The sequence below is a fragment of the Pseudoalteromonas sp. G5_S1_14_S5 genome (genome assembly GCF_054968605.1).
This window is the reverse complement of the sequence record NZ_JBQKUM010000136.1, coordinates 1-5,189: the sequence shown is the minus strand read 5'-3', so window position 1 is coordinate 5,189 and position 5,189 is coordinate 1. Positions and strand designations below refer to the sequence as shown.

4 protein-coding genes and 2 pseudogenes are annotated in these 5,189 nt (G+C 41.8%); 5 read left to right on the top strand and 1 reads right to left on the bottom strand.

Features of this window, described 5'->3' with window-relative positions; genetic code table 11:
• The first annotated feature begins 582 nt into the window (after positions 1 to 582).
• The 4 genes from ACTRWI_RS21840 (at position 583) to ACTRWI_RS21825 (ending at position 4,320) form a co-directional block, all read left to right on the top strand.
• Complete coding sequence (locus ACTRWI_RS21840; RefSeq protein ID WP_499133811.1) at positions 583 to 990, top strand: LexA family protein; 408 nt, start codon at positions 583 to 585, stop codon at positions 988 to 990.
• Positions 990 to 2,246 carry a Y-family DNA polymerase gene (locus ACTRWI_RS21835; RefSeq protein ID WP_499133810.1) on the top strand — a complete coding sequence of 419 codons (1,257 nt, stop codon included), beginning with the start codon at positions 990 to 992 and terminating at the stop codon, positions 2,244 to 2,246. The genes ACTRWI_RS21840 and ACTRWI_RS21835 overlap by 1 nt, the downstream gene beginning before the upstream one ends.
• A 935-nt stretch (positions 2,247 to 3,181) precedes the next feature.
• On the top strand, positions 3,182 to 3,853 hold the full coding sequence (locus ACTRWI_RS21830; protein WP_499133809.1) for a PDC sensor domain-containing protein: 672 nt from the start codon (positions 3,182 to 3,184) through the stop codon (positions 3,851 to 3,853).
• Between the two features lie 23 nt (positions 3,854 to 3,876).
• The gene (locus tag ACTRWI_RS21825; RefSeq protein ID WP_499133808.1) at positions 3,877 to 4,320 is read left to right on the top strand and encodes a GGDEF domain-containing protein; all 444 of its coding nucleotides are present in this window, start codon (positions 3,877 to 3,879) and stop codon (positions 4,318 to 4,320) included.
• 138 nt (positions 4,321 to 4,458) lie between these two features.
• Here the strand turns inward: ACTRWI_RS21825 and ACTRWI_RS21820 are convergent.
• Positions 4,459 to 4,835 (bottom strand): annotated as a pseudogene (locus ACTRWI_RS21820) (IS1 family transposase).
• Positions 4,836 to 4,972: 137 nt separating this feature from the next.
• On the opposite strand from ACTRWI_RS21820, the pseudogene ACTRWI_RS21815 reads away from it, so the two are divergent.
• Positions 4,973 to 5,164 (top strand): annotated as a pseudogene (locus ACTRWI_RS21815) (DDE-type integrase/transposase/recombinase); the annotation flags it as partial.
• Between the last annotated feature and the right edge of the window lie 25 nt (positions 5,165 to 5,189).

Sequence of the window (5,189 nt, the reverse complement as noted above, 5' to 3'; positions counted from 1 at the left end):
CCGTCAAAGCTATGTTTTGCCTTTTGCTTCCTTCAGATTCCACCTCACGATGGACACCCTTGCATAGGCTAACGTTTCCTGCTCGACAAGGCTCGTAGAGGACTTTCACCTCCTAGGTTGGCACCATGCTCGGCGCACTACAAAAATGCCTCCGATTCCAGAGGCATTTCATTAGAGAGTTTTATGAAAGTTAATTATTGCTGCACTATGAGTGTAGTTCATGCTTGAGATGTGTGCCTTACTCTGATTTAGACGTAAGAACGGCTCCCAATTGGGAGCCGTTTTTTTTAACACAAAGGAACGAAGGGGGACCCTTTGTGTTATTAATATTATAGTCAATAGTGTTTTTTATGTCTGATTTAACGTCACGATACTTAGTGTGCCCATAAACCAACACTTCAGCCGATGGGAGGTAACTCATCACACTGGCTCGCTAGTACTACTTCTACAGGTTTTCCCACGAATACAAACTCGCCTCTTAGTGAAACATGGAGCATTAGGGTGTTACTTAGCCGCATCTCAGGCTTGCGCTTCTGGGCATTTTTACCCATAATAATGCTGTATATATAAACAGTATTATTTATGAACGTTATTCCTATTTCTGCCCGTGCTGGCATCACTGGCTTTGAGTCACCTGCTGCGGAGTACCGCCAACTTTCGCTTGATTTAGATGAGTTATTGGTCGAGCACCCGAGCGCGACTTTTTTAGGGCGCGCGAGCGGCGACTCGATGCAAGGGGTCGGTATCTTCGATGGGGATATTCTGATTGTCGATCGCCATGTCGCCTTGAGTAATATGGATGTGATTGTGGCCAACCTAAATGGCGAATTCGTGTGTAAGTTGCTTGATATTAAGCATCGCCAGCTGCTCTCTGCTAACCCTGGTCACGCACCGGTTTTGGTCCAAGATTGCGATACCTTTACAGTGGAAGGCGTCGTTATACGTTCGATACGCTGTCACCGCGCCAGTCATTTATTGAGGCAAGGGTAATGTTTGCCCTGGTTGATGCCAATGCGTTTTACTGCAGCGCCGAGCAAGTCTTTCGCCCCGAATGGCGTGGTAAGCCTGTTGTTGTTCTGTCCAATAATGATGGTTGCGTAGTCGCGGCAAACCGCCAAGCCAAAGAGTGCGGAGTCGAAAAATTTAAGCCTTACTTCCAGATGAAAGCACTGTGCGAGCAACGCGGCGTCATCGCGCTCTCTTCTAACTATGAGCTTTACGGTGACTTATCGAGCAAGATGATGGAAGTCATCGGCCGATTTGCTCCTGAGCAGCACATCTACTCTATCGATGAATCTTTTCTCTCTTTCGAACGAACGGCGCTCGCGATACCGTGTCTTCGTGAGCATGGGCAAACCCTCAGAAAATCGGTGTGGCGAGAATGTCGGTTACCTGTGTGTGTGGGCATTGGACCGACGTTAACTCTGGCCAAGATCGCCAACCATGCGGCAAAGAAAATCGCTGGGTTTGATGGGGTGTGCGTGCTCGATACTTTAGTGGAACGCGAACGCGTCCTCGCTCAGCTCCCAGTAAGTGATGTGTGGGGAGTAGGAAAACGGTTGACGACTCACCTAAAACACCTTGGTATCACCACCGCGTTACAACTGGCCAAGTACCCGGCGCCATTGGCCCGCAAGGTGTTTAATGTGGAGTTGGAACGCACTGTGCGTGAGCTCAATGGCCAAGTCTGTAAACAGTGGGATGAAGCAAGAGCCGATAAAAAACAGATCTTTTCTACGCGCAGCTTTGGCGAACGCATTGAAGACGAAACCTTATTACGTCAGGCGTTGTGCCACCACGCGGGCATTGCATCGCGTAAAGCAAGAAAGCAGCAATCCTTATGTAAGGTGCTAATGTGCTTTGCCTCGAGTTCGCCCTTTGATGATGCGCCCTATAACCGGCGTGTCGTCCACCGGTTCCCTTACCCAACGGCGGATGTCACGCAAATCACTCAAGTGGTTTCTGAACTCACAGCGCAGCTCTTTTCAGAAGGCGTGCGCTTTTACAAAGTGGGAGTTGGGCTATTGGATTTGGTTGATGGGAGGCAAGAGCAAGCGGACTTGTTTAACCCAGCCCCAAACAATACACCGTTAATGTCGGTGTTTGATGGTCTGAATCAACGTTTTGGGCAGAATACGTTATTCCTTGGCGCTCAAGGCATTGAGCAAAAGTGGCAAATGCGGCGTCAGCTTCTAACACCGCAGTACACGACATCTTGGACAGATTTGCCTCCAGTTAAGTGCTGAAGTCTCACTCACGTAACAAACTGGACGGTTTGAAGTTATATGAGACCGGTAATCCTAATATAAAAGCGCCCCCTCAACCTATGGTTTCCTAATTCAAGGGGCAAATCGTTGTTCATTCTTCCAATTATGTTCAATAAAAAACCGCCACGGTTATTGCACTAATATAAATAATCATTAGTGTTGTATAAGCTAGCTAGGCATTAATTAGCCATAAATACGCGAAGGGATCTCGCCTGGAAGAAAGAACGATCCCAAATTCTTTCTTCATCCCAATTTTCTTTGGGGTTTTACGTCCATTTCAGCGATAAGTCTAATGCGGCTGCTTTAGAGCTTATCTGTAAAGACGTTGCAGTAAATCAGTTTCAACAGAATAATCAGTTAATACCTATAGATTAGTGAATCAAAGTAGACATAGCTACCGCCATTTAAGTCATGACACTGGCAAGGTTGATAAAAGTACTGACATATGATGTTTTAGACACAATAACAACGGCAATGTTCTAGAAGTTCACAGCAAAGGTATAACGGAGTTTGTACAAAAAACACTCATTAATATCTTTGATATTCATATTCATAATTTCGCTAGACCTCACAGGACAAAGTCTAAGAGCCAAGTCATCGTTGGGCAAAGCAAAAAACTCGGCAAGCACTTGGTTGGAAGTCGTTAGAATGTGCGACCGACAATCTTCATGTTCGGGATCTGTGGACGATGTCGAGGCGAGGTCAGATAGAGATAGTTGGAGGAACCACCTACGTGCAATTTTATGCAACAGCAGGATAACTGTGTCTAGAGAATGGTTCTGCCACGTATTTATCAGAATTTTTGACAGAACCATATCTAATAATTAAGACAGACCTGACAAAACCAATGGTCAAAGCTGGTGCCCAATTTAAATACAGACCCGATTTCTGATAATGCATTAGGAATATAGCCTATGAATCAAGAAAAATGTAAAATTTTTGAGTGTTCTCTAGTAAGATTTATGAGCTACTTATATAAGCATAGTGCATTGGTAGTTTGTTCATTGATTACATTATTACTTCTAGTTCATTATGAAGCTTATAGAGTAGAGAGTAGGTTCGAAACACTTTTATCAGAAGCGATATCAAGGGCAGAAATTAATAGGTTATTAATCATTGAATCCATTGAAAGTGATAGTGACCTTATTGATAAGTTCTATAGATTAAGCTCTTCTAAAGATTTTAATGTCGCTTATGATAATGGAAAGAATATATCTTACTCGGAGAGTGTAACCTCTGAATTTGATAGCCACAGCCGTTCATGGTTTCAGTGCGCGAAGAAAAAGAAGATTAATGAGTATTGCATCAGTGAGCCATACATAAATGCATTTCCACCCTATCATAATGTTATTACCTTTTCTTATCCTATATTAAAAAATAGCAAACTAATAGCAGTTGGATTGACTGACTTTAAAAAGACAGATATAAACAGTGATAATTATACAGTATCATTTTTAAGCTATGATGTGAATGATAATAAAGTTATATTTAATTACCTCTACGATAAAATAGCCTTAATTTTTTTCATGATTATTAATGCTTACTATATTTTATTTATTTTTTCTATTTTAATAAATAAAAAATAAGTTATTTGGTTAAAACAGACAAAATGTCAGGACTGAAGAGAAGAGATGCTTTTGACGAAAAGAAAGTTGATAGTAGGGTCATAGCCTTCGCAATGATTGATATTGATAACTTTAAGAAAATTAATGACCAATATGGTCATTATATTGGTGATAAAGCCATCATGTCGTTATCTAAATGTATTACAGAAAACCTTAGAAATAAGGATGTTGTATTTAGGTGGGGGGGAGAGGAGTTCTTAATCGTACTGAGAGGATCAGCGTCTACAAAGCAAAACTTGACTTATATCTTAAATAGATTAAGACAGAGAATTGAGAACTTAGAAATTCTAGGTGTACCTAAATTCACAGTTTCTATTGGGTTTTCAGAGTACGATACCAGTCAAAGTGTTCATAATTGTATCGCGAAAGCTGATGATAATTTATATAAAGCAAAAGCTAATGGTAGAAACTGTATTAGAGGTGCATAGCTTAACGCCAAGGTAGCGTGAGTGGGCAAAATTACGCAGAAAATACCATAACAAATTGCCCCCCAAATTTGTGGTACCAATATCAAACTGATGGTGAAGCCCACAATACATTTTCTGGTCATGACTCCAACCTGTTGATTAATGGTAGTACTCTCGTTGAACAAAGGCGCCGATAAGCTTATCGTGCATCTCTTCCGACTTCGAAAATCCAATAGTGTTCCGAACTAAAAGTTTGAGGCGAGATCTTAGTGTGAGGTTGGTTCTTTCTATCCTTTGTGTATATCGTTGACCAATGATGTGCCTCTCTATCGGTAGATTGGCACTGTACACACCTAATCGTCGATGCAGTAAAATGGGATAGTAAATTTTGATAATAAGCGTTGCAGCTCCTTAAAGGCATCGGTATCCCTTTTCCCAAAAGCATGAGCAATCACACGTTTATATCGAGGTTCCCATGCGTACCAAAGCCAACGTTGATTTTTCTTCTTACCAACGAACGACCATTGCTCGTCCAATCCGCATATTAGCTCAATATTGGCAAGGTCAAAAGGTATCGTTGTGACTTGTTTAGGTGTGAGATTTTTTTAAAGTGCGTAGTACAGTGTTATATCCCACCTTTAATACACTCCTAGAACACAAGACAACACGTATAAAGAAGCCAGTATCTAGCTCATGGGGTATGAACGAGAGCTATATCAAAGTAAAAGGAGAATGGCTCTACTACTATCGAGCTGTCGATAAACTTGGCGAAGTCATTGATTACTACCTCCGTTATAATCGCTATGAGACTGATGCAAAAGTCTTTCTGAATAAGGCTATAGCTCAGCATGGTCTCCCCCGACAAGGCGGTGATTGACGGTAATAAAAAT